The organism is Streptomyces sp. NPDC012769, assembly GCF_042901205.1.
GTDB lineage: Bacteria > Actinomycetota > Actinomycetes > Streptomycetales > Streptomycetaceae > Streptomyces.
On sequence record NZ_JBIBCP010000007.1, the window covers coordinates 403889 to 426575 of the forward strand.

Sequence of the window (22687 nt, forward strand, 5' to 3'; positions counted from 1 at the left end):
GAGGAGGCGGACCGGGCCCCTCAGCCCGAACCGCTCGTCGAGGCTAAGCGGTGAACACGGGCCGCTGTCAAGGCTGTCCGGACTGTGAGCCGTACGTCTCATCATGGTTGACGCGGAAACGGATCGCTGTTCCACTTGTGCCATGCATCCGCAGCAGTGGCTGGTCACGCGCTCCCACATCGACCTCGGTCGTGTGTGGTCCTCCTCCTGTTGAGCCGACCCCCTGCTTCACCCCTGCCCGCGTGCTCTCTCCCGCGGCGCCTTCACGCCCAGGCGCGTCTTTCGAGCGCCTGAACCCTCCCCTCCCCTCGCTTTCCCTTTTTCGCCCTGCCCTCTCCTCGCTTCGCCCTGCCCTGTGTCTGGAGACCCCGAAGCCATGAGCAGCACCCCACACACGCAACGTGCGCAACGCACCGCCACCGGCGCCGCCTTCGCGCTCATCACCGCCGCCGCGCTCACCCTGACCGCCTGCTCGGGCGGCGAGCCGGTCACGGCCCCCACCGGCGCGGCCAGCGCGTCGCAGGCCGCGCTGCCGACCGAGGACGTGGTGGCGGGGGTGAGGAGGAACGAGGCCGCGGCGAAGCTGCTGCCCGCCGACGTACGGCGGCGGGGCACCCTGACCCTCGCCTCCTCCGTCGGCAGCCCGCCCAGCTCGGCCTATCTGCCCGACGGCCGGACCGTCGTCGGCCTGGACGCCGACTTCGCCGACGCGGTGGCCAAGGCGCTCGGCCTCGAACTGAAGCGGGAGGTGGCCGGCTTCGAGGCGATCCTGCCGGCGCTCGGCAGCGGCAGGTACGACGTCGGCACCGGGAACTTCGGCGTGACGGAGGGACGCCGGAAGACCATCGACTTCGTCACCTACGTCAACGACGGCCAGGGCTTCGCGACCCGCGCCGACAGCACCCTGCCGGCCGTCACCGACCTCACCCTGCTCTGCGGCCTGAAGGTGGCCACCGGCGCCGGCACCACCTTCGAGCGGACCCTGGAGGAGAACAGGGGCCGGTGCGCCGAGGCCGGCCGCGAGCCGTACGAGGTGAAGGTCTTCAACGAGCCGGCGGCGGTCTGGATGTCGCTCCGGCAGGGCCGCAGCGACGTCGTGATGAGCACCATCAACGGCATCCGCCACGCGGTGACCCAGCAGCCGGACACGAAGTTCCTCAATGAATACCGCCGCCTCGACGTCGGCTTCGCCTTCAAGAAGGGCACCCCGCTCGCGCCCGCCTTCCGGGCCGCGGTGAACGGTCTGAAGGCGGACGGGACGTACGACCGGATCCTGCGGAAGTGGGGCGTGACGGCCTCGGCGATCGCGGAGTCACGGATCTCCCCGCCGGAGATCCCGGCACCGAAGCGGTGACGGCGAGCTGACGGCGCGCGCTGACGGCGGAGTGCCGATGCCGCTCCTGCCGGCCCGTCAGCAGCCGTCGCAGGGGCAGCAGCAGCCGTCGCACGGGCAGTCGCAGTCCCGGCAGCAGCCCTCGCGCTTCTTCCGGGACCAGGGGCCCTCGTACTCCTTCGCGCAACAGATCTGGCAGGTGCAGAACAGCCAGGTGAACATGGCGCACCCGGCCAGGAAGCCGCGCGGCTCGGGCTGCCGCGGACCGCCGGCACCGAACTGCGGCGGCAGCCCGCCGGGGCCCCCGGGTCCGCCCGCCCCGCCGTACGGGTTGCCGCCGCCGTACGGATGGCCGCCCCCGCCGTACGGGCCGGGCGCCCCGCCGCCGTACGGGTTCCCCGGCACCGGCCCCTGCCCCGGTCCCGGCATCCCGTGCGCGCAGGTCGTCGTGCCGAAGGCGCGGTCGATCGAGGTGCGCAACTCGTGGGCGAGGAGGACGTGGGCGAGACGGCCGTCGGCGAAGTCGACGTCCTTCAGCGCCAGGCGGATGCCGTGCAGCGCGTCGTCGGCGAGCCGGCGGGCCTCCTCCAGTGAGGTGCCGGTCGCGGTGAGCGGGTTCCAGGAGCCTGCCTCGGCGTCGGCGGCCTGGTCCTCGACGGCGTCCAGGAGGTGGGCGAGGCGGCCGAAGAGGCGGCCCGCCTCGGCGAGGGGGGCGGCGTTGCCGGGGCGGCCGGCGAGGACCGCGGTGTGCGCGAACGCGGCCGCGGTCGCCGTCTCCGTCGGCTCGGTGACGACGAGCAGCGGCGTGCCGGGGCCGGCGAGGGCCTCGAGGCCGGTCTGCCGGTCGACGGCGTCGACCAGCACGGCGGTGTCGAAGCCGAGCGCCCGCCCGGTGCGCGCGCCCGCCCGGTCCCAGGACCGGGCGACCCGGCGGGCCGCCGCGGCGACCGGCCGCCGGGCCAACAGGCCGTCCCGGTCGGCGACGTGGTCCCGGATCTTCGCGGAGGCGAGGACCAGGGAGACGGCGCCGGCGAGCCGGGCACCCTCGCCCCGGGCCACGGGCGCGGTCCGCATCGCGCGGAGCGGGCAGGGTCCCGCGGTGCGCCGGCCGGCCTGGGTCACTCCGGTCTGAGCCTCCGTCAGGACCGAGACGATCAGGCCGTCGTAGTTGGTGACGACCCGGGCGAGCTGACCGTGGTCCGCGCGAAGTGCCAGGCAGAGGCCGCAGAGGTGGGCCATCCACTCGGTCTTGAGGCCTTCGGTGAGGCGGTGCGCGCAGGGCCTGACGATTCCGAACAAGACATTCCCCCGTACGTTTCCCCCGTGGACGTGCGCGCCGGTTGCGCGAACGCGTCGGGCATCGTACCCAGGAGGTCGCCGGAGGAGTCGGTTCACCCGTACGCCCCGATCGTCACCCTTCCGGCCCGACGTTCATATTTTAAGTTGCGTGGCCGGATCCGACCCCCTGTCAGACGCCGCATACCGCAAGATCCCTGACGAATCGCCAGTTTTCGAACCTCACGTTCTGCACCAGTACCGTCACGAATCCCCTGCGCGCCGACTATCCACTTGGCGCGCGATCCGCATCATGGACGACGATAGGGATATGCGGAACCACAAGTGACCGCGCTGAAAGGAGGCGTCCATGGGATCGGTGCGCAAGGCCAGTGCCTGGCTGGGACTCGTCGAGGACAACGACGAGCGTTACTACGACGACGAGTACGCCGACGGTGCCGAGAGCGGCGACGCCTGGGTGACGGACCCGCGGGTGCGGGTGGCGTCCGACACGGCGCAGGAGCACGGCCGTCGGATCGCCACCGTCTCCCCGGACGGATTCCGGGACGCCCGGGGCATCGGCGAGCTGTTCCGGGACGGCGTCCCGGTGATCGTGAACCTCACGGCGATGGAGCCGAACGACGCCAAGCGCGTGGTCGACTTCGCCGCCGGCCTCGCCTTCGGTCTGCGTGGCTCGATCGAGCGGGTGGCGACCCGGGTCTTCCTGCTGACCCCGGCCGACACCCAGATCGTCAGCGGCGAGTCCGCCGGCCGCTCGCAGGACGGCTTCTTCAACCAGAGCTGAGGCCCCTCACGGGGCCCGGCCCGCCGCCACCCGTCGGGACTCCGGCCGCCACGGCCGCCCGGCCGTCAGACCCCGACCGTCAACACCGCCCGACCGTCAGCGCCCCGGTCGCCCCGGTCTCCCCGAGCCCGCCGGCTCGACCGGGCCCCGGCCGGCGGGGACGCGGGCGGTGCCCGAGGACTCCCCCGTCACGGCCCCGGGCGCACCGGGCAGCTCCGCGAGCAGCGGCCCGGCCGGCTTCCGGTCGACGGGCTCCGCTCCGGCGAGCCCCCGGCCTTCCGTACGGCCCTCGCCGTCGGCCCCGCGCCCGTCGTCGAGGTCGCCGTCCGGCACCGGCGGGCACTCCATCACGCGCGGCAGGCGCAGTGCCATCAGCGCGCCGAGGAGCAGCAGGCCCGCGCTCACGAACAAGGTCACGTGGAGGCCGTTCACGAAGGCGTGCCGGGCCGCGTGCCGCAGGGCCTCGCCCGCCGTGCCGCCGAGCTGCCCGGCGACCTGATAGGCCTCGCCCAGGGAGTTCGCGGCGGCGCGGGTGGCGCTTTCCGGCACCCCGGGCACCCCGCTCAGACCGGGGCCGTACGCCGCGTTCATCACGCTGCCGAGCAAGGCGATGCCCATGCCGGCGCCGAGCTGGTAGGAGGTCTCGCCGATGGCCGCGGCCCCGCCCGCGCTCTCCGGCGGCGCCTCGCTCAGCATCGACTCGTACGCCGAGAAGAGCGTGGTCTGCAGTCCGAAGCCGAGCAGGACGAAGCCGACGGTCAGCAGCAGCGGGCGGTCCTGGTGCCCCATGAGGACGAGCAGCAGCACCGCCGAGGCGGTCAGGACGAAGCCCCAGCCGACCATCCGGCGCGGGCCGAGCCTGCGCAGGGTGTACGAGCCGGTGGCGCCGGCCGCCATCGCGGCGAAGGTCAGCGGGAGGAGCCGGAGCCCGGTCTCCACCGGGCTGAGTCCCAGGACCAGCTGGAGGTACTGGACGGCGATCAGCTGCAGTCCGACCAGGGCGAGCATGGCGAGCACGACGCAGCCGACCGAGGTGGTGAAGGCGGGCCGGGAGAACAGCCGCATGTCGATCAGCGGGTGCGCGCGCCGCTTCTGCCGCCGTACGAAGAGGACGAGCAGCGCGGCTCCGGCGAGCAGCGGACCCGCCGTGGGCAGCGCGAGCAGCGGGTCGCCGGCGCCGAGCCGCTTGACGCCGAGGACGGCGCCGAGCACTCCGGCCGCGGCCATCAGCGCGCCGAGCACGTCCCAGGGGCCGTCGGAGCCGCCCCGGGACTCGGGCAGCAGCCAGCGGCCGAGCGGCAGGATCAGCGCCATCAGCGGGATGTTGATCAGGAAGACCGAGCCCCACCAGTAGTGCTCGACGAGGAAGCCGCCGAGCACGGGTCCGGTGGCGGCGCCGACGGCGGCGACCGCCGTCCAGATGCCGATGGCGGTGGCCCGCTCGCGCCGGTCGGGGAAGACCGCGCGGAGGATGGAGAGCGTGGCGGGCATGATCATCGCGCCGCCGACGCCGAGCAGGGCGCGGGCGCCGATCAGCACCTCCGGGGCGGTGGCGAGCGCGGCGACCGCCGAGGCGACGCCGAACAGCCCGTAACCGAGCAGCAGCACCCGTCTGCGGCCGACCCGGTCGCCGAGGGTGCCGAAGAGGATCAGGAGCGAGGCGCAGATCAGCGGATAGGCGTCGACGATCCACAGCAGCGCGGTGGAGCTCGGACGGAGGTCCTCGGTGAGGGAGGGGACGGCGACGTGCAGCACGGTCGCGTCGAGCGCGACGAGCAGCAGACTGACGCAGAGGACGACGAGGACGACCCAGCGGTTGGCACCGACGTCGGTGCGGCGGCCCAGGGGACGCGGCCGCGTTCCGGCCGTGATCGTCCGCGCCATGTACGTACCTCCCAGTGAAGCCCTCGCGCTCGGCGGGCACCGGCCGGGGAGCGGCCCCGGGGCGGCCCGGCATCGACGGGCGAGTGAGCCGTCAGCGTACGCGAGTTCAAGCCCCGAGCGCGTGGTGCAGCTCTCACCCCGGCGGACCGGGCGGTGTGGCGTACGCCACTCGGGCCGGACCGCGCGTCGGGTGGAATTCCTCCCGGGCCGCCGTTCGCGGAATTCTCCGGGCCCTCAAACACACTTCCGGAAAGACCACTTCGGCAATAGGGCCGAAGGTCATCGGATTTTCCGACGGGTGACCAGAACAAACGCCCGGCTGAGAGCGACTCCACATCACATCGTCATCACGAAGGCACCGGAACGACCAAGGTCGCTACTCACTCCCTGTAACGTCGATTGGGTGCGTACCGACATCTTTGCCCGGCTGGACCGGGAGCCGGAACCGCCGAAGATAGAGGTCCCGCGGATGACCCGCACGCGTCTCGCCCTCTTCGGCGGGACGTCGGCGTTCTATCTGGCCATCGTCGTCGCCGTACTGCTGTCGACCTGGCTGGTGACCCTCGACTGGAAGATCATGCTCTTCCGGCCCTATCAGCAGTGGCCGGAGCTGCACGCCTTCCTCGACTACTACGTCGTCCTCGGCCAGCGCGGCCCCACGGCCGTCATGGTGGCGGCCTGGCTGGGCTGGCGCTCCTGGCGCCAGCACACCCTGCGGCCGCTGCTCTCCCTCGGAGCGGCGCTGCTGCTGCTCAACGTCACGGTCGGCTCGGTCAAACTCGGACTCGGCCGTCTCGGCCCCCACTACGCGACGCAGATCGGCTCGGCCGAGCTCTTCGCCGGCGGCGATATATTCCCGTCCGGTCACACCGCGAACGCGGTGGTGACCTGGGGCATCCTGGCCTATCTGGCGACCACGCCGAGGGCCCGCCGCTATCTCTCGGCCCTGTCGGCCGTGGTCGCGCTCGGCGTCGGCCTGACCACCGTCTACCTCGGTACGCACTGGCTGAGCGATGTGCTGCTCGGCTGGGCCGCCGGCCTGCTCATCCTGCTCGCGCTGCCCTGGTGCGAGCCGGTCATCGCGGTGGCGGAGGCCTGGATCCTGGGCCTGCGCGACCGGCTGCGCGAGCAGCTGCGGGCCCGCCGCCGGCTGGTGCCCTCGCTGCCCGTGGCGTCCGGCGGTCCGGTGCCCGGCCTGTTCCCGCAGCGTCCGGCCGGAGCCGAGGAGCCGGTGCGGGAGACCGTGGGCGCCGGTTCCGGCCGGGGCTCGACCGGCCGGGCCGCGGGGCGGCCGACGGCGCCGCTGGCCCCGCAGCGCTCGCACCACCCGGCCCATCACGCGCACGCCGCCCACCACGCGGTGCGCTCGGAGCGCGCTCCGGTCGGTCCGGCGGGCAGCCGCCGCCCGCCGCACTCGCGGCCGGCGACGGGCGGCTGAACCGGGCGCGCCGGTCACGACGGTTGCGTAGTACGGGGAGGGCCCCGGCCGATGAACGGCCGGGGCCCTCCCCGTGTCGCGGCTTCCCCGTGTCGCTGGTCAGCCGAGCCAGACGCGGGTCACGACGCCGTTCTCGACCTCGAAGTTGATGCGCCCCTCCAGGTACTCCATGGTCACGATCGAGCCCGGCGGAAGGGAACGGACGACGTTCCAGCCCCGGGTCCGGGCGAGCCGTTCGGCGTCGTCGGCGGCGAGCCCCACATACGTATCGGGTGCGTGTTCGGGTGTCATACAGCTCACGTTAGTACCCCGCCGGTCACGCTTGTGTCACAGCTTCTCGACATATGTTTGACGTGCCGCCCGTCGCCGGCAGTGGCGGTTTCCAGCCGTTTCCCCGGCTATTCCCGCCCTTCCGCGCCGGGCGCCCCGCGCCTTCCGCCGCGGCCTTCCGGAATTCCGTACGACCGCGCTCCGGCGGGAATTCCCCGGGCCGGGCCCGGCACACGCGGCATTCACGATTTCCCCGCGTTCCGACCACACCGTCCGCCCGCCCTCCGCCGACCGGACGACCTGTCGGTCGGCCTCCGCCGTCGTCCGCACGGCGGGGGACATCATCCGGGGATGGCTACCGAGACCGAGACCGAGAGCATCGAACCGCCGCGGCAGCGGCACGGTCGGGTCCTGATCGACTGGATGACCACGACCGACCACAAGAAGATCGGCCACCTCTATCTGGTGACCTCGTTCGTCTTCTTCCTGATCGCCGGGGCGCTGGCGATGGTGATGCGGGCCGAGCTGGCGCGGCCGGGGCTGCAGCTGGTGTCCAACCAGGAGTTCAACCAGGCCTTCACCCTGCACGGCACGATCATGCTGCTGCTCTTCGCGACGCCGACCTTCGCGGGCTTCGCCAACGAGCTGGTGCCGCTGCAGATCGGCGCCCCCGACGTCGCCTTCCCCCGGCTCAACATGTTCTCGTACTGGCTGTTCCTCTTCGGCGGCCTGATGGTGCTCGGCTCCCTCCTCACCCCGACCGGGCCCGCCGCCTTCGGCTGGACCGCGTACGCCCCGCTCAACAGCCTGGTGCGCTCACCCGGCGTGGGCGTCGACCTGTGGATCATGGGGCTCGCGCTGTCCGGCTTCGGCACCATCCTCACCTCCGTGAACTTCATGGCGACGATCATCGGGATGCGGGCCCCCGGCATGACCATGTTCCGGATGCCGATCTTCACCTGGAACATCCTGTTCACCGCGATCCTGGTGCTCGCCGCCTTCCCGGTCCTCGCGGCGGCCCTGCTGGTCCTGGAGTCCGACCGGCGGCTCGGCTCGGTGGTCTTCCAGTCGGAGAACGGCGGCGCGCTGCTGTGGCAGCACCTGTTCTGGTTCTTCGGGCACCCCGAGGTCTACATCATCGCCCTGCCGTTCTTCGGCATCATCAGCGAGATCATCCCGGTCTTCGCCCGCAAGCCGCTGTTCGGCTACACGACCCTGATCGCCGCGACCATCTGCATCACCGGCCTGTCGGTGGTCGTGTGGGCGCACCACATGTTCGCGACCGGGGCGGTGCTGCTGCCCTTCTTCTCCTTCTTCTCGTTCCTGATCGCCGTGCCGACCGGGGTGAAGTTCTTCAACTGGACCGGCACCCTGCTCAAGGGCTCGCTCTCCTTCGAGACCCCGATGCTCTGGTCCATCGGCTTCCTGGTGTCGTTCCTGTTCGGCGGAGTGACCGGGGTGATCCTCGCGTCGCCGCCGCTGGACTTCCACGTCACCGACACGTACTTCGTGGTCGCCCACTTCCACTACACGGTCTTCGGCACCGTCGTCTTCGCGACCTTCGCCGGCTTCTACTTCTGGTGGCCCAAGTTCACCGGGCGGATGCTCGACGAGCGCCTCGGGAAGGTCCACTTCTGGTCGCTGTTCGTCGGCTTCCACACCACCTTCCTCGTCCAGCACTGGCTGGGCGCGGAGGGCATGCCCCGGCGGTACGCCGACTACCTCGACGCCGACGGCTTCACCGCCCTCAACACGGTCTCGACCATCGGCGCCTTCCTGCTGGGGGTGTCGACGCTGCCGTTCCTCTACAACGTGTGGCACACCGCCCGGCACGGGAAGAAGGTCGAGGTGGACGACCCGTGGGGCTACGGCCGCTCCCTGGAGTGGGCGACCTCCTGTCCGCCGCCCCGGCACAACTTCCTGGAGGTGCCCCTGATTCGCTCCGAGGCACCCGCCTTCGACCTGCACCACCCCGAGTACGCCGCCTACGAGCGGATGCGGCTCACGAGCCCGCCGCCGGAGCGGCGCCGCCCGGCCGGTCGAGGGCCCGGCTCAGCAGGTCCCTGAGCGCCCGCACCCGGTCGGTCAGCTCCGGCGGGTCGATCACCTCGAACTCGAACCCGAGCATCGACACGTGGATCACGAGCAGGTCGAGGCTGTGGGCCCCGGTCCGCAAGCGGCAGGAGGCGTCCCCCTCGGCGGTCAGGACGCCGTCGGCGGCGCCGACCGCGGCCGCCGCCTCGGCGAGCGGCACGTGCAGCCGTATCGTCGCCTCGCTCGCGTACGCCGCCGTGGACACGCCCTTGGCCACATAGGCGGCCAGGTCCTCGGCGGGCGGCTCGCGGGGCGGGAAGCGGGGGCCGTGCGGCGGCGTCGGCGTGATCCGGTCGGCCCGGAAGGTCCGCCAGTCGGCCCGGTCCACGTCCCAGGCCACCAGGTACCACCGGCGCTCGCTGCACACCAGGCGGTGCGGCTCTACGGTCCTGCGGGTGGCGGTCCCGCCGTGGTCGCGGTACTCGAAGCGCAGCCGTTCGGCGTCCCGGCAGGCGTTGGCGAGCTCGGTGAGGACGGCGGGGTCGATCCGGTCGCGAGGGGTGCGCAGCATCGGCACGGTGAAGGCGTTGAGGGCGCCCACCCGGCGGCGCAGCCGGCCGGGCAGCACCTGCTCCAGCTTCGCCAGTGCCCGTACGGAGCTCTCCCCGATGCCCTCGATGCCCTGCCCCGCCGCGGCCCGCAGCCCGACGGCGACCGCGACCGCCTCCTCGTCGTCCAGCAGCAACGGCGGCAGCTCGGCCCCCGCCCCCAGCTGGTAGCCGCCCCCGGTGCCGGGGGTGGCGTTGACCGGATAGCCCAGCTCACGCAGCCGCTCGACGTCCCGCCGCACGGTCCGCGCCGTCACCCCGAGGCGGTCGGCGAGATCGGCGCCGGACCACTCGCGGTGGGCCTGGAGCAACGAGAGCAGACGCAGCAGCCGTGCGGAGGTCTCCAACATGCGGCCGAGTCTGCCAGGAGTCGCGGACAGCCACGGTCCTCGATCCGCACGATCCGGAGGCGCCTCGGGGTGCCTCAGCGGAAGCGGCGGACCAGCGCTCCCGCCCTGGCCTTCGCCGTGTAGACGGCGTCGACGACCGTGCCGACCGTGCGGTGGAGGGTGGCGCGGGCGGGCGGGTGGCTGCGGGAGCGCTCGGCGCCCCGGCCGACGAGGTCGGTCCAGATCTCCTCGTGGCGGGCGGCGATCCGGGCCGGGTCGAAGCGCTCGGAGGCGGCGAGGGCCGCCTTCGAGGCGCGGGCACGGGCCTCGTCGTCGTTGATGAGGGCGAGCAGGGCGGCGGCGACCGCCGCCGTGTCGTCGACCGGGACGAGCCGGCCGTCGACGCCGTCCTCGATGATCTCGGCGGGGCCGTACGGGCAGTCGGTGGAGACCACCGGCAGCCCGCAGCGCATCGCCTCCACGATGGTCATGCCGAAGGACTCGCGACGTGAGGTGACGGCCGCCAGCGAGCCCTTGGCCCACTCCGGCTCCATCGGGTGGGCGGTGCCCATGAGGAAGACGTGCTCGCCGAGACCGCGCCGCTCGATCTGCCGGGCCAGGGTCTTCCTCAGGTTGTCGGAGGCGTCGCCGGTGCCGTAGATCCGCAGCTTCCAGTCGGGGCGGGCGGCGGCCACGTCAGCGAAGGCGTCGATCAGCAGGTCGTAGCGCTTGACCGGGGTGAGCCGGCCGGCCGCGACGACGATCTTCGAGGCGGGGTCGGCGGGGGGCACGCTCGGCGCGGGCACGCTGTTGGGCACCGCGTCGATCCGCACGCCGGGCAGGGACAGCGCCCGGTACGAGCGGGCGTCGGCCTCGGTGACGGTGGTGACGGCGTCCAGGAGGGCGTACTCGTGGGCGATGTCGCGGCGCAGCCGGTAGCTGTGCCCGTCGAGGATGAGGTGTTCCTGGCCGACGAGGACCGGCCCGCGCGGGGCCTGGCGGGCCAGCTGCACGTTGAGGCCCGGGCGGGTGGCGACCACCACGTCCGCCTCGACCGACGCCAGGTACGCGCCGATCCGGGCGTCGGTCAGGGCGCTGTACTGCTTCCAGCGGCCGTCGCCGCGCGGGAAGACCCGGGCGGGGCGGTGGAAGTCGGGGTGCTCGCCGTCGTGGCCGGGAGAGTTCTTCCGGATGTCGACGAGGTGACGCAGGGTCACTCCGGCGGGGACCCCGAGGATCGGCTCGTCGCGGTGGCGGAACACCGAGACGATCTCCACCTCGTGACGGGCCGCCAGTTCGGCGGCGAGCGTGAAGGTCGTCCGGATCGTCCCACCGATGTGGTAGCCGTTGTGGAGCAGGAAGGAGATGCGCATGGCCGTACCGGTTTCCCCCCGGTGAAGTGCGTGGTCGTGGCGACTGTACTGCGCCGCGCGAGGGACCCGTTCACGGCCGGTACCCCAGCTGGGGCACGGTGGCGCAGTTCGCGGTCATCTCGCCCTGCGAGACCCAGCCCCGGCCGTCCTGCCAGCGGGCCACGGACAGGCAGGTGGAGCGGGTCCTCGGCGGCTCCGCCAGCCGCTCGAAGCGGACCGGCAGCAGCAGTCCGCGCGCGGTGTACGGCTCCCGCCGATCGAGGTACGCCTCGACACACGCCCGGGTGAGCCGGTCGCCGCAGGACCTGGCCGCGTCGGTGAACCACATGGCCGCCGCCCATCCCTCCAACTGCCACTGGGAGAGCGGCCGGTCGCCCATCGCCGCGCGGAACTCCCGTACGGCGGGGAAGGCGGTCTCGTCGTGGTTCCTGCTGGATCCGGTCGCGAAGAGCGCGGCCCGGCAGCCGGGCGAGCGCGCGTAGTCGCGCGGCACGGACGAGGACCAGTTCTGCACGTTGGTCACCTTGGCGGCGACCCGTACGCCCGACGCCTCCATCGCCTCGCACAGCCGGGCGTTGCCGTGGCTGTCCATCGCGTCGAAGACGAGGTCGGCCTTCTGGGCGCGCAGATCGGCCGCCACGGCACGGAAGTTGGGCAGCACGAAGTCGACCCGCTCCTCGACGACCCGGTAGCCCTCGGCGCGCAGTCCCTGGGTGATCAGCCGGGCGTACGCGGCGGAGGCGGCCTGGTTGTAGGAGACGACGGCGGCGGTCCTGGCGCCGAGGTGCTTCCTGAACCAGCGGTAGACCTCGGTGCCGCCGTAGAGCACACCGTTCCAGCCGGGCTCCTTCCCGGTGCGCGGGGCGGAGCTGCCGTAGATCCCGTAGAGATGGGGGTACGTGTCGTAGGCCGGGGTCAGCGGCTGGCCGCCGACGTCGGGGACACCGGCCCGGGCGACGCGTGGGGCGCCCGCGTAGTCGAGGGCGGTGGTGGCGACCAGGGCGAAGACCTTGCGCTCGTCGATCAGCCGGTGCACGCAGGCCTGGTTGCCGACGCCGCTGCCGCCGTCGTCACAGGTGACGACCTCGATCCGGCGGCCGTCGAGGCCGCCGCGGGCGTTGAGGGCGTCGAAGTAGGCGCGGGCGCCGTCGCGCGGGCCGGTGAGGGTGGCTCCGCCGACGGGGCTGGTGGCGCTGGTGATGATGCCGACGCGCAGCGGCTCGCCGCCGGAGGGGGTGACGGCGGGCCGCGCCTCGAAGGCGCTCTCCGGGAGCCGGCTGCCGCAGCCCGTGGCGAGGAGGGCCAGGACGGCGAGGACGGCGGTCAGGAGGAGTGCCGCGGCTGCGTCAGCAGCCCGGGACCTGTGTCGCACCGCTGAGCTGGACGAGGCCGCAGAGGGTCCGCACGGAGACCTTCCAGGTGTCGTCCTGCAGGACGGAGGTGCCCTTGGCGTCGGGCAGGGCGGGGTTGCCGCCGACGAGCAGGTCATAGGTGACGTTCGCGTCCGACGGCGAGGTGAACTCGACCCCCTTGACCTTCGCTGAGCTCGTCGCGGCGTTCTTGTCGCCGGCGAAGGCGGCGAGGACGGGGGCCATCCGCGCGCCGTTCTCCAGGAGCTTGATCCGCTCGGCGGTCGGGGTCTTGGGGTCGAAGAAGGCCGTCCAGTTCCTGGTGATCTCCGCCTCGGCCGCGGCCGGGTCCACGGGCTGGGCCGCCATGGTGGGCAGCGTCGTCGCGGGGGCGTCCGTCCTGCCGTTGCCGCCGTTGTCGTCGCCGCAGCCGGCGAGGGTCGGCGTCAGCACCAGTACCGCGGCTGCCGCGAGCGCGGCGGCGCGTCTCTTCAGAACCATCTGGCTCACCACCGGATGTCCGTGCAGGCCGGGCGGCCTGATGATTCCAGGGTGTGCCGGTTCGGGGCATAGTGCAAGGAAGCGGATGAAGATGACATAAAGGCTGCGATGAAGACCGGATGGTGGTCTGAGGCCGAGGGAGGCGCCGTGCCGTCGACACCCCGGATCCTGCTGTGGGGCGGGCTCGTGGCGGCCGCCGGGGGCGCGGTGCTGTGCGTGCTCGGCTGGTACGGGGTCTCGGGCGAGCGGTTCGCGGAACGGCAGCTGCCGTATCTGGCCTCGTGCACCGTCCCGGGGGCGGCGCTGCTCGTGGTGGGCGCGGTGCTGGGCGCGGCGGCCCTGTTCGCCCCCGTGGCGCCCTCGCCGGTCCGGCCCCCCGAAGAAGGGGACGCGGTCGAGGAGCCGGCGGCGCCCTCCTCGGGGGAGCCACCGCTGCGGGTCCCCGGCGGGACGCTCGCGCACCGGCCGGACTGCCCGCTGGTGGCCGGGCGGCCGGAGGCGGTCCCGGCGGGCGACGCCGCGCTCGCGCCCTGCCCGGTGTGTGAGCCGTGGCCTCGCTGACGTACGACCTGGTCCTCGCCGGTCTCGCGGTCGGCAGCGCGGCGGCGCTGACCGGCATCGGACTGATCGTCACCTACCGTGCGACCGGCGTCCTCAACCTGGCGCACGGCGCGATCGCCATGGTGTGCGCGTACGTGCTGCGCCAGCTGGTGGTGGAGTGGGGCTGGCCGCTGCCGCTCGGGGCGGCCGTCACCCTGCTCGTCGTGGCGCCGGGCATCGGCCTGCTCCTGGACCGGGCGGTGTTCCGGCCGCTCGCCCTGGCCGGCGCGGGCCCGGCGCGGACCCTGGTGGCGTCGATCGGCGTCTTCGTGCTGCTGGTCGGCGGGGCGGCGCTGCTCTGGGGCGGCGGCGCCCGCGACGACGCGCCCGTGCTGCTCGGCGACGACCCGTGGGCACAGCTCGCGTCGGTGGTGGCGCTGGCCTGCCTGGTGGGGGCGGTGACCCGGTGGACACGGTTCGGCCGGGAGCTGCGGGCGGTGGTGGACAACCGTCCGCTGGCCGTGCTGTCCGGCATCCCCGCGGACCGGGTGGCGGCGGCGGGCTGGGCCTTCGGCGCGGTCACGGCCGGCCTCACGGGCGTGCTGCTCGCGCCGTACGTGCGGCTCGACCCGTACGGGATGCCGCTGCTCGTGGTCGAGGTGATCGCGGTCGCGGTGGTGGCCCGGATGCGGAGCCTGCCGGTGGCGGTCCTGGCCGCGCTCGCGCTGGGCGTGGCGCAGGCCCAGCTGACCCGGCTGCACCCGGCCGGCTGGGCGGGCGAGCTGCTCCAGGCCGCCGCGGCGAACCTGTTCGTGGTGGCCCTGCTGGTGGCGGCGCTGGTGCTGCCGGGGGTGGGCGACGGGGACGCGCTGCCGCCGTCCGAGGGGCGTCTTGTCGATCGGGCATCGCCACGCGGTGGGGAGACATCCCTCAGGGCGGCGCCGCGGGTCCCGGCGGGTGTGTGGCCGGTGGCGGCGGTGCTCTTCGCGCTGCCGCTGGGCTTCGCGGGCGAGGACCTGACGACGGCGGTGCAGGTGCCGGCGCTCGCGGTGATCCTGCTGTCGCTGGTGGTGGTCTCGGGCCGGGGCGGTCAGATCGCGCTGGGCCAGGCGGCGTACGCGGGGCTCGGCGCGCTGTTCACGGGCCTGCTCTCGGCGGCCGGTCTGCCGGAGCTGGTCGCGCTGGGGGCGGCGGTGCTGTGCGTGGCGCCGCTGGGCCTGCTGACCGGCTGGCCGGCGATCCGCCGGCACGGGCTCGCGCTGGCCCTGGTGACGCTCGCGGTGGGGGTGGCGGTGAGCCGCTTCGTCTTCGCGCAGCCGTACGCGACGGCGGGCGTGGCCCTGGAGCGCCCGGCCGGCTTCGAACCGGACCGGCGCTACTACGTCCTGGAGCTGACGGTCCTCGCCTGCTGCCTGCTCCTGGTGGGTGCCCTGCGCCGGGGCCGCACGGGCCGCGCCCTCGCCGTGCTGCGCGACCACGAGCGCGGCGCGGAGGCGGCGGGGGTGCGCGTGGCGGGCCTCAAGCTCCTCGCCTTCGTCCTGGGCGCGGCCCTCGCGGCGCTGGGCGGCGGCCTGCTGGGCATGGGCGTCCGAGCCTTCGACCCGGACGCCTTCGACCCGGTACGCGGCCTGCTCTGGTTCGCCGCCGTCCTGGCCCTCGGCGCCGACCTCCTCCTCACCCCGCTCCTCGCCGCCACCCTCCTGGTCGCCCTCGACGCCGGCGGCCACGCGGGCGTCGCAGCCGCCCTGATCGGCCTCCTGGCCACCTTCACCGGCCGCGTCCCGCCCCTCCTGACAACCCTGCTCCCGAGGTTCCCCGGCGCGCGGCGGGCGGGCCGGCGTCTGTCGGCTCCTCCGCCCGCCGGGCCCGGCGGGCGGCCCGATCGCACCACGGGAACGCGCTCGGGCGATACGGGCGCCGCCGAGCACCCGGCGGCGGACCGGGCCGCTCCCCGGGAGCCGGGTGCCCCCGAGACCCCCACGCCCCAACCCGCCGCAGCCGGCCCTGAGGAGCACGGCCCCCCGGCCGCAGGCCCTGGCCCCGGCACCCCGCCCACAGCCCCAGCCCACACGGGCGGCCCTGACCCGCACAACCACCCGGCCCAGGGCCAGGACCCCGGGAGCCGCCTTCCCGCCCCCGCGCCTAACGCCGCACCGCCCGGACCGGGTCCGGCCCGCAGCCCGGCCGCAGGCCAGGGACGCGGCGCCCCGCCGACCGCCGACCTGACACCCGAGCCCCCCGCCCCCACGGGCGACCCGGCCGCAGGCCCGCCCCACCCCGTCCGCCCACCGGCCGAAGGCCAGGGACCCAAGGCCCCGCCCACAGCCCCCGCCCACGCGGGCGGCCCTGACCCGCACAGCCACTCGGCCCAGGGCCGGCCGAGCCCCGACCCGCCAGCGCGCGCGCCTGGCGCCGCACCGCCCGGACAGGGTCCGGCCCGCAGCCCGGCCGCAGCCCAGGGACCCGGCGCCCCGTCGACCGCCGACCTGGCACCGGAGCCCCCCGCCCCCACGGGCGACCCGGCCGAAGGCCCGCCCCACCCCGTCCGCCCACCGGCCGCAGGCCCGGACTCCGGTGGCCGCCCCCGGGCCACGGCGGGCGCGCCCGCCCCCCGGCTCGTCGCCCAAGGCCTTCGCCTCACCTATCCCGGGGGGCTCACCGCTCTCGATCGTGTCGACCTGGTGCTGCGGCCCGGGCGGGTGACCGCGGTCGTCGGGCCGAACGGGGCGGGGAAGAGCACGCTGTTCGACTGTCTCGCGGGGACGCTGCGGCCGACCGCGGGGCGGGTGGTGCTCGACGGGGTCGACATCACCCGGCGGCCGGCGCACGTCCGTCATCGGCTGGGGATCGCCCGGACGTTCCAGCAGCCGGCCGTGTTCCCGTCGCTCACCGTCGAGGAGAACGTCCTGGTCGGCGGCCGGGGCGCGCCCGCCGAGCAGGCGCTGCGGTTGCTCGGGCTCGCCGGGAGCGTGCGGCACCGGGCGGCGGCCGGGCTGCCGACCGGCACGCTCCGCAGGGTGGAGCTCGCCCGGGCGCTCGCGGGCGCCCCGCACACGCTCCTGCTCGACGAGCCCGCCGCGGGGCTCGACGCCGACGAGACGGCCGCCCTGGCCCGTATCCTCGCCGCGCTCGCCGCCGACGGCCTCACCGTGCTCGTCGTCGAGCACGACCCGGACCTCGTCGCCGGCATCGCCCGCACCGTCCACACCATGGAAGGGGGCCGGATCGTGTCATGAGCGTCGAGATCGCCCTCCGCCGTGCCCGGGTCAACTACGGCCCCCTGGAGGCCCTGCACGGCCTCGACCTTCCCCTGCCCGCCGCGACCGTCACCGTCCTGCTCGGCCGCAACGGTTCCGGCCGCACCACCGTCCTGCGCGCCCTCGCCGGGACGGTGCCGCTCACGGCCGGGCGCGTGGAGTGGCGCGGTACGGACGTCACCCGGCTGCCCGCCCACGCGCGGGCCCGCCGCGGCCTGTGCTTCGTACCGGACCTGCGGGCCGTCTACGCGACCCTCACCGTCGCGGAGAACCTGGACCTGGCGGCGCCCGGCCGCCGGGACGAGGCCCTCGCCGCCTACCCGGAGCTCGCACCGCTGCTCGGCCACCGCGCCGCGAGCCTGTCCGGCGGCGAGCGCCGGATGCTCGCGCTGACCCGCGCCCTGCTCTCCCCGGCCCGCGTCGTCCTGGTCGACGAGCCGTCCCTCGGCCTGGCGCCGGCCGTGGCCTCCCGTACGTACGGGCTGCTCGCCGCCCTCGCCCGGCCGCCCCGCTCCGCCGCGGTGGTGCTGGCCGAGCAGCGCGTCCCGTACGGGCTGCCGCCGGGCTCGCTCGCGTACGAACTCAGCCGCGGCTCCCTGGCGGCCGTCCGCGAGATCACCGCGCGGTGGACGTGAGCCTCAGCATCGTGCCGACCGTCAGCCGGTTCGGGTCCGGTCCGACCGCCGCCCGGTTCGCCTCGTACAGCGCCTGCCAGCCGCCCCGGATCTTGAAGCGGCGGGCGATCGAGCTGAGCGTGTCGCCGGGCTGGACGACATGGGCGCGCCCGCTCAGGCCGTACCGCCGCGAGCAGACCGGCCAGGCCCCCCAGCCCTGGATCCGCAGCACCTCCTCGGCGACCGTGATCTGCTGGGCGCGGGTCGCCAGGTCGGCGCGGCGGGCGTAGCGGCCTCCGCCGAACTCGTCCCAGGTGGGCTGCCAGAACTGCAGTCCGCCGTAGAAGCCGTTGCCGGTGTTGGCGTGCCAGTCGCCGCCGCTCTCGCACTCGGCGACGCAGCCCCACGGCCACTGGTCCTTCACGCACGCCTCGACGGGCGTGGGGGCGCTGCCCGACACCCGCGCGCCCATCACCCACTCGCCCAGCGCCCGCTCGCCCGGCGCCGGTGCGCCCGACGCCCCAGGGGCCGACGCCTCGGCGACCGACACCGGGGACAGCAGCGACGCCGCCAGGACGGCACCGGCCGTCCAATATCGGATCTTCGACATCGGGGCAGGCTAGGCACCGGCTCCCGCCGCCGGACCCGTGCCGCGCGGAACACCGTTCACATGCCACCCGGTCGGAGTCACCGGCGAGTCACCGGCGGGCCACCGGCGCCTCCCCCAACTTGGCGCCGCTCCGCGCGTGACCCCGGTGGATCCTTCCCCGTTGAACTCGGCATGAGACGACCGGGAACCGCCCGGCGTCGCACGCGAAGAGTCCAGGAGTCCCCCGTGCCGCGCATGCTCGACGTCAGCGAGGACGTACGCGCCGAGATCGGCGACGAAGAAGCCGACCGGCTGCTCGCCGGCGACAACGCCCCGGGCAGCTACGACTGCACCTCCTGCCGCACGCCCGGCGACTCCGAGCAGGAGCGCACCAGCACGGTGCTGTTCGTCGGAGAGGAGACGGCCGTTCTCGCGTTCGCCCACGCCAGCTGCATCCCGTCCCAGGTCGTCCGGGTCGCCGAGGAGCAGCTCCAGGGCGCCGTCGCCTCCATCACCGCGGCCGACGCCGCCGACTCCCTGTCCGCCGCGCACCCCGAGCAGGCGGTCCTCGGGGTCACGAGCGGTCTGGTCCTGATCGGGGGAGAGCTGCACCCGGCGCTCGTCGTGGAGCCGACGGCGCCGGTCGCCCGCCCGGGCTCGGACGGTCTGACCGACGAGTTCCTCCCGCTCCTGGTCGAGCAGGGCTTCCAGCCGGTCTCCGACGTCAACGTCCGGCCGGCCCCGCTGCCCGGCTGGTCGGTCCTGGTCGCCATGGGTCAGCTGCACTCCGTCCTCCAGCCCGGCGCGGGCGGTACGGGCCAGGCCGCCTGGTGGCAGGCGCACCAGCCGCTCCAGGTCACCGAGGGCTGGCGGGCCGCGGCCAACAAGTCGCACACGGTGCTGGTCTTCGCCGCCCCGGTGGGGTCCATCGGCCAGCAGCCGCGCGAGGACCTGCTGCGCGACGCCCTGGAGAAGGCCGCGGCCAACGGGCGCCTGGTGGCCGCCGCGATGCCGCTGGCCGGTACGTGATGGAGGACACGCGACCCGGCATAGGGCCGGCCCGCGTCCCGGGGGTGCCGTCCGTCCCGCGGCCCCGGCGGGCTCCTCTTTCCGAGAGCCGCCCGCATCTCACGGACGCCGGGGTCGTTGGCACATACGTGCACGCATACGACCCCTTCCGCCAGCAGTATCCGAGTCCGATCCCGTCCATGCGCCCGGCGCAGGACGTCCCGGCGGCCCTCTCCTCGACGCCGATCTACGACGCCCTGTACTCCGAGTACCGCCGGACCTTCCGTACGCTGCCGGGCGACCGCAGCGGGGAGGAGGAGCTGAGCTTCCGGGCCTTCGGCACGGGGGCGGCGGGGACGGCGGGATACCGGCAGCACGCGGGATGGTCGGCGTACGCGCTGCCACCGGGCTCACGGAGCGGTGTCTAGCAGGGCGTGGACACGGACGCGCATACGGCTGAGGGCCGGGGCTCATCGCCCCGGCCCTCAGCCGTTCCGCTCACTTCTTCTTGCCGCGCTTCTCGCGCACCCGCACCGAGATGTGGATCGGGGTGCCCTCGAAGCCGAACTCCTCGCGCAGCCGGCGCTCGACGAAGCGGCGGTAGCCGGCCTCCAGGAAGCCGGAGGCGAAGAGCACGAACCGGGGCGGCTTGGTGCCCGCCTGCGTGCCGAAGAGGATGCGGGGCTGCTTGCCGCCGCGGATCGGGTGCGGGTGGGCGGCGACCAGCTCGCCGAGGAAGGCGTTGAGCCGGCCGGTGGGGACGCGGGTCTCCCAGCCGGCGAGGGCCGTCTCGATGGCCGGGACCAGCTTCTCCATGTGGCGGCCGGTCTTGGCGGAGACGTTGACCCGGGGCGCCCAGGAGACCTGCTGCATCTCGGTCTCGATCTCGCGCTCCAGGTAGTAGCGGCGCTCCTCGTCGAGCTCGTCCCACTTGTTGTAGGCGATGACGATGGCGCGGCCCGACTCGACCGCCATCGTGATGATGCGCTGGTCCTGGACCGAGATGTGGTCGGTGGTGTCGATGAGGATGACGGCCACCTCCGCCTTCTCGACGGCGGCGGCGGTCCGCAGGGAGGCGTAGTAGTCCGCGCCCTCCTGGAGGTGGACCTTCTTGCGGATGCCCGCGGTGTCGACGAACTTCCAGGTCGTGCCGCCGAGCTCGATCAGCTCGTCGACCGGGTCACGGGTGGTGCCAGCCAGCTCGTTGACGACGACCCGGTCCTCGCCGGCGACCTTGTTGAGGAGGGAGGACTTGCCGACGTTGGGGCGGCCGATGAGGGCGATGCGGCGCGGGCCGCCGACGGCGTTGCCGAAGCGCTGCTCGGGGGCCTCGGGCAGCGCCTTGAGGACCTCGTCGAGCAGGTCGCCGGTGCCGCGGCCGTGCAGCGAGGAGACGGGGAACGGCTCGCCGAGACCGAGGGACCACAGCATGGCGGCGTCGGCCTCGCCGGAGGGGCCGTCGACCTTGTTGGCGGCGAGCACGACCGGCTTGCCGGCCCGGCGCAGCAGCTTGACGACGGCCTCGTCGGTGTCGGTGGCGCCGACGGTGGCGTCCACGACGAAGAGGCAGGCGTCGGCGGCCTCGATGGCGTACTCGGCCTGGGCGGCGACGGAGGCGTCGATGCCGAGGACGTCCTGCTCCCAGCCGCCGGTGTCGACGACCTTGAAGCGGCGGCCCGCCCACTCGGCCTCGTAGGTGACGCGGTCGCGGGTGACGCCCGGCTTGTCCTCGACGACCGCCTCGCGGCGGCCGATGATCCGGTTCACCAGGGTCGACTTGCCGACATTGGGGCGGCCGACGACGGCGAGGACGGGGAGCGGGCCGTGCCCGGCCTCCTCGATCGCGCCTTCGACGTCCTCGACGTCGAAGCCCTCTTCCGCGGCGAGCTCCATGAACTCCGCGTACTCGGCGTCGCCAAGTGCCCCGTGGTCGTGCTGGTCGTTCATGAAGTCCGTTCCTTGATCATTCGTGGTCGGTGGGTCCCCGGATTCCGGGGCCCACTACTGAGAGTGTCGCTCAGCGCCCGGTGAGGCGCCTGGCGTTTTTCAGGTGTTCGGTGAGCCGTGCCTGGATGCGGTACGTCGCCTCGTCCAGCGCCTTGCGGGTGCGCCGGCCGCTGCCGTCGCCTGCCTCGAAGGGCTCGCCGAAGACGACGTCGACGCGGCCGCGCAGCGGCGGCAGTGCTTTGATCAACCGTCCGCGCCGCTCGGAACTTCCCAGGACGGCGACGGGCACGATCGGGGCGCCGCTGCGGACGGCGAAGTAGGCGAGTCCGGCGCGCAGCGAGGCGAAGTCGCCCTCGCCGCGGGTGCCCTCCGGGAAGATGCCGAGGACGCCGCCGTGCTCCAGGACCGCGAGGGCGTCGGATATCGCCGTGCGGTCGGTGCCGTGGCGGTCGACCTTGACCTGCCCGATGCCGGTGAGGAAGCTGCCGAGCGGCCCGACGAACGCTTCCTTCTTGATGAGGAAGTGGACGGGACGCGGGGCGGTGCCCATGAGCATGGGGCCGTCGATGTTGTGCGCGTGGTTGACGGCGAGGATGACGGGGCCGGAGGCCGGCACCCGCCAGGCGCCGAGGACGCGCGGCTTCCAGAGGCCGTACATCAGGCCGATGCCGATGCCCCGGCCGACGGCGGCACCCTTCTCGGAGGGCTGGGTCACAGGGCGGCCGCCGGCTTCTGGCCCCGCTTCTCCTCCACCAGGGTCACGACGCACTCGATGACCTGGTCGAGGGTGAGGTCGGTGGTGTCGACCTCGACGGCGTCGTCGGCCTTGGCGAGCGGGGAGGTCTTGCGGCTGGAGTCGGCCGCGTCCCGCTTGATCAGGGCCTGCCGGGTGGCGTGCACGTCGGCGCCCTTGAGCTCTCCGGAGCGACGGGCGGCGCGGGCCTCGGGCGAGGCGGTGAGGAAGATCTTGAGGTCGGCGTCGGGCAGGACGGTGGTGCCGATGTCCCGGCCCTCGACGACGATGCCGAGCTCGGCGCCCTTGGCGATGGACCGCTGGAGCTCGGTGATCAGGGTGCGCACCTCGGGGACGGCGCTGACGGCGCTGACCTTGGAGGTGACCTCCTCGGTCCGGATCGGACCGGAGGCGTCCACCCCGTCCACGGTGATGGTGGGCTTGGCGGGGTCGGTGCCGGAGACGATGACGGGCTTGCCGGCGGCGTTCGCGACCGCGTCGGCGTCGGTGACGTCCACGCCGTTGCTGATCATCCACCAGGTGATGGCCCGGTACTGGGCCCCGGTGTCGAGATAGCTCAGCCCCAGCTTGGCGGCAACCGCCTTCGAGGTGCTCGACTTGCCCGTGCCGGAGGGGCCGTCGATGGCGACGATCACGGTTTCCACGGTGGGGAACGCCTTCCTGGGTGAGCGGCAGCCCCCGTCGTACATGCGGGGACCCCCACAAGGTTACCGAGTCCCCCGCACCCATTCGGCCCAGCGCCCGCCCGCACCCAGCGCCGCGGCCCCCGCCCCGCGCCC

The 22687-nt window shown here is 74.0% G+C and carries 20 protein-coding genes; 9 read left to right on the top strand and 11 right to left on the bottom strand.

Annotated elements, in window-relative coordinates; translation table 11 throughout:
* The first annotated feature begins 376 nt into the window (after positions 1-376).
* A complete protein-coding gene (locus ACFY7C_RS33075; RefSeq protein WP_389657965.1) occupies positions 377-1354 on the top strand; it encodes an ABC transporter substrate-binding protein in 978 nt (325 codons plus the stop codon).
* Positions 1355-1411: 57 nt separating this feature from the next.
* On the opposite strand, the gene ACFY7C_RS33080 is transcribed toward ACFY7C_RS33075, so the two are convergent.
* The gene (locus ACFY7C_RS33080) at positions 1412-2632 is read right to left on the bottom strand and encodes a DUF5685 family protein (protein ID WP_389657968.1); all 1221 of its coding nucleotides are present in this window, start codon (positions 2630-2632) and stop codon (positions 1412-1414) included.
* A gap of 346 nt (positions 2633-2978) precedes the next feature.
* On the opposite strand from ACFY7C_RS33080, the gene ACFY7C_RS33085 reads away from it, so the two are divergent.
* The gene (locus tag ACFY7C_RS33085) at positions 2979-3413 is read left to right on the top strand and encodes a cell division protein SepF (protein ID WP_352080362.1); all 435 of its coding nucleotides are present in this window, start codon (positions 2979-2981) and stop codon (positions 3411-3413) included.
* Positions 3414-3509: 96 nt separating this feature from the next.
* Here the strand turns inward: ACFY7C_RS33085 and ACFY7C_RS33090 are convergent, their stop codons facing one another.
* Complete coding sequence (locus tag ACFY7C_RS33090) at positions 3510-5297, bottom strand: MFS transporter (protein ID WP_389657971.1); 1788 nt, start codon at positions 5295-5297, stop codon at positions 3510-3512.
* A 403-nt stretch (positions 5298-5700) separates the two neighbouring features.
* Here ACFY7C_RS33090 and ACFY7C_RS33095 point away from each other — a divergent pair, with 403 nt between their 5' ends.
* Positions 5701-6735 carry a phosphatase PAP2 family protein gene (locus tag ACFY7C_RS33095; RefSeq protein WP_389657974.1) on the top strand — a complete coding sequence of 345 codons (1035 nt, stop codon included), beginning with the start codon at positions 5701-5703 and terminating at the stop codon, positions 6733-6735.
* A 99-nt stretch (positions 6736-6834) separates the two neighbouring features.
* Here ACFY7C_RS33095 and ACFY7C_RS33100 read toward each other — a convergent pair whose 3' ends face one another.
* Entirely contained in the window at positions 6835-7026 is a 192-nt protein-coding gene (locus ACFY7C_RS33100) for an I78 family peptidase inhibitor (protein ID WP_389657977.1), read from the bottom strand.
* A gap of 330 nt (positions 7027-7356) precedes the next feature.
* Here ACFY7C_RS33100 and ctaD point away from each other — a divergent pair, with 330 nt between their 5' ends.
* The gene (gene ctaD, locus ACFY7C_RS33105; protein ID WP_389657980.1) at positions 7357-9072 is read left to right on the top strand and encodes a cytochrome c oxidase subunit I; all 1716 of its coding nucleotides are present in this window, start codon (positions 7357-7359) and stop codon (positions 9070-9072) included.
* On the opposite strand, the gene ACFY7C_RS33110 is transcribed toward ctaD, so the two are convergent.
* The 4 genes from ACFY7C_RS33110 to ACFY7C_RS33125 all read right to left on the bottom strand — a co-directional run bounded on the left by ACFY7C_RS33110 (position 9008) and on the right by ACFY7C_RS33125 (position 13199).
* Positions 9008-9997 (bottom strand): helix-turn-helix transcriptional regulator, encoded by a 990-nt coding sequence (locus ACFY7C_RS33110; RefSeq protein WP_389657983.1) that lies wholly within the window; start codon positions 9995-9997, stop codon positions 9008-9010. The genes ctaD and ACFY7C_RS33110 overlap by 65 nt on opposite strands.
* 74 nt (positions 9998-10071) lie before the next feature.
* Positions 10072-11349, bottom strand: coding sequence for a glycosyltransferase (locus ACFY7C_RS33115; protein ID WP_389657987.1), 1278 nt, complete (start codon positions 11347-11349; stop codon positions 10072-10074).
* 70 nt (positions 11350-11419) lie between these two features.
* Positions 11420-12721, bottom strand: a complete 1302-nt coding sequence (locus tag ACFY7C_RS33120; protein WP_389657990.1) for an ABC transporter substrate-binding protein — start codon at positions 12719-12721, stop codon at positions 11420-11422.
* Positions 12696-13199 carry a hypothetical protein gene (locus ACFY7C_RS33125; RefSeq protein ID WP_389657993.1) on the bottom strand — a complete coding sequence of 168 codons (504 nt, stop codon included), beginning with the start codon at positions 13197-13199 and terminating at the stop codon, positions 12696-12698. Before ACFY7C_RS33125 ends, ACFY7C_RS33120 begins: the two co-directional genes overlap by 26 nt.
* A 108-nt stretch (positions 13200-13307) precedes the next feature.
* On the opposite strand from ACFY7C_RS33125, the gene ACFY7C_RS33130 reads away from it, so the two are divergent.
* The 3 genes from ACFY7C_RS33130 to ACFY7C_RS33140 are packed head-to-tail and all read left to right on the top strand — an operon-like array spanning position 13308 to position 17631.
* The gene (locus tag ACFY7C_RS33130; RefSeq protein ID WP_389657996.1) at positions 13308-13760 is read left to right on the top strand and encodes a hypothetical protein; all 453 of its coding nucleotides are present in this window, start codon (positions 13308-13310) and stop codon (positions 13758-13760) included.
* Positions 13748-16975, top strand: a complete 3228-nt coding sequence (locus ACFY7C_RS33135) for an ATP-binding cassette domain-containing protein (protein ID WP_389657999.1) — start codon at positions 13748-13750, stop codon at positions 16973-16975. Before ACFY7C_RS33130 ends, ACFY7C_RS33135 begins: the two co-directional genes overlap by 13 nt.
* Positions 16972-17631 carry an ATP-binding cassette domain-containing protein gene (locus ACFY7C_RS33140; RefSeq protein WP_389658002.1) on the top strand — a complete coding sequence of 220 codons (660 nt, stop codon included), beginning with the start codon at positions 16972-16974 and terminating at the stop codon, positions 17629-17631. Before ACFY7C_RS33135 ends, ACFY7C_RS33140 begins: the two co-directional genes overlap by 4 nt.
* Here ACFY7C_RS33140 and ACFY7C_RS33145 read toward each other — a convergent pair.
* The gene (locus ACFY7C_RS33145) at positions 17612-18220 is read right to left on the bottom strand and encodes a transglycosylase family protein (RefSeq protein ID WP_389658005.1); all 609 of its coding nucleotides are present in this window, start codon (positions 18218-18220) and stop codon (positions 17612-17614) included. The genes ACFY7C_RS33140 and ACFY7C_RS33145 overlap by 20 nt on opposite strands.
* 225 nt (positions 18221-18445) lie before the next feature.
* On the opposite strand from ACFY7C_RS33145, the gene ACFY7C_RS33150 reads away from it, so the two are divergent.
* Together ACFY7C_RS33150 and ACFY7C_RS33155 are read left to right on the top strand one after the other, a co-directional pair.
* Positions 18446-19228 carry a hypothetical protein gene (locus ACFY7C_RS33150; protein ID WP_389658008.1) on the top strand — a complete coding sequence of 261 codons (783 nt, stop codon included), beginning with the start codon at positions 18446-18448 and terminating at the stop codon, positions 19226-19228.
* A gap of 179 nt (positions 19229-19407) precedes the next feature.
* Positions 19408-19635 carry a hypothetical protein gene (locus ACFY7C_RS33155; protein WP_389658011.1) on the top strand — a complete coding sequence of 76 codons (228 nt, stop codon included), beginning with the start codon at positions 19408-19410 and terminating at the stop codon, positions 19633-19635.
* Positions 19636-19705: 70 nt separating this feature from the next.
* On the opposite strand, the gene der is transcribed toward ACFY7C_RS33155, so the two are convergent.
* The 3 genes from der to cmk all read right to left on the bottom strand — a co-directional run bounded on the left by der (position 19706) and on the right by cmk (position 22597).
* Complete coding sequence (gene der, locus ACFY7C_RS33160; RefSeq protein ID WP_389658014.1) at positions 19706-21154, bottom strand: ribosome biogenesis GTPase Der; 1449 nt, start codon at positions 21152-21154, stop codon at positions 19706-19708.
* Positions 21155-21224: 70 nt separating this feature from the next.
* Complete coding sequence (locus ACFY7C_RS33165; RefSeq protein WP_389658159.1) at positions 21225-21812, bottom strand: lysophospholipid acyltransferase family protein; 588 nt, start codon at positions 21810-21812, stop codon at positions 21225-21227.
* A gap of 53 nt (positions 21813-21865) precedes the next feature.
* The gene (cmk, locus tag ACFY7C_RS33170) at positions 21866-22597 is read right to left on the bottom strand and encodes a (d)CMP kinase (RefSeq protein ID WP_389658017.1); all 732 of its coding nucleotides are present in this window, start codon (positions 22595-22597) and stop codon (positions 21866-21868) included.
* Positions 22598-22687: the final 90 nt, after the last annotated feature.